Raw genomic sequence first — 1,184 nt, 5'->3', positions numbered from 1 at the left:
TACGCGGGATGTAGGGGCCAGGGTGGAGGGACCGTCAAGCATGCATCTGCGGATACCAGCCGACAGACGAGTCGAGCGATCCCCATCCCGCACACGAACGTCGATAAAGGATCGTACGGCCCCAAAGGGGATCGTCGATATAGGCAAGCTAACGTCGGTGCGGTACCACCCCAGCCCTTTAAAGATAGCTGGGAGCCGTACAAATGTCTGATTCTCTCGATATTGGCGTGGACGTGGACTCCAAGGAGTTCGTGCCGGCGGTGGCCGACCGCAAGGCCGGTGACAGGTTCGCCAACACCCGGGCCGGCATAGCCAAGTGGCTCAGAACCTTGCCCCAGCGATGCCAGATCGGCATGGAAGCGACGGGGCGGTATTACGAGTTGTTGGCTCGGATGGCTGGCCAGGCAGGCCACGTTGTCTACGTAATCGATCCACGTCTGATCAAGAACTACGCCCGGGCGACGGGCTCGCGCGGCAAGACAGACGCCATGGACGCCCAAGCGATCGCCCGCTACGTGAAGAAGGAGAGTGATCGCCTGCGTGAATACGTACCGCGTACCGACGAGCAGCAGCAGATGCACGATTTGCTGCGTAAGCGGCGAGCGCTGGTGGAGACACGCGCCCGCCTAGAGCAATCCTTCGGGGTAAGCAAAAGTGACCCTGGGGAGCTGTCTGATCTGTTCTGCGCTCTGGCTGGGACGCTGTTGGAGCTGGAAAGCCAACTGCAACGCTTGGGCCGCGATGGAGAGCATGGCGCGCTCTACAAGCGCCTGCTGACCATCCCGGGTATCGGCCCTGCCGTGGCCTCTCACCTGATTTACTACATGACGCGCTGGCCCTTGGCCAACGCCAACGCATGGATCGCCTGCACCGGTCTGGATCCCCGGCCCAACGAATCTGGCGGCAGAACCGGACGGCGTCGGCTGTCCAAACAGGGCGCGCCGATGCTGCGCCAAATGCTCTATATGGCCGCGATGGGCCTCAAGCGGTGTCGCCGGGGGCAACCGCTCTACGACGAGCTGTCAAAACGCGGTCACCCCAGCACTGCCGTCTTCAATATTCTGGCAAGGAAACTGGCCAGGATCGCTTGGGGCGTGTTCAAGAGTGGCCGGGACTTCGATCCGGCCATGCTGAAGGTGGGTCAAGCCTGCTTCCAGCAGGCTTGACCGCGAACATAGGATCTC

Annotated in this window: 1 protein-coding gene; it reads left to right on the top strand. The window is 61.8% G+C overall.

Features of this window, described 5'->3' with window-relative positions; all coding sequences use genetic code 11:
* Positions 1-203 precede the first annotated feature (203 nt).
* Positions 204-1,166: an IS110 family transposase gene (locus BN1263_RS17840; RefSeq protein ID WP_058983090.1), complete on the top strand. Its 963-nt coding sequence runs from the start codon at positions 204-206 to the stop codon at positions 1,164-1,166.
* Positions 1,167-1,184 lie beyond the last annotated feature (18 nt).

The organism is Stenotrophomonas thermophila (genome assembly GCF_001499715.1).
GTDB lineage: Bacteria > Pseudomonadota > Gammaproteobacteria > Xanthomonadales > Xanthomonadaceae > Stenotrophomonas > Stenotrophomonas hibiscicola.
Note: the sequence above shows the minus strand (reverse complement) of the source record. Positions and strands in the feature narration are given on the sequence as shown.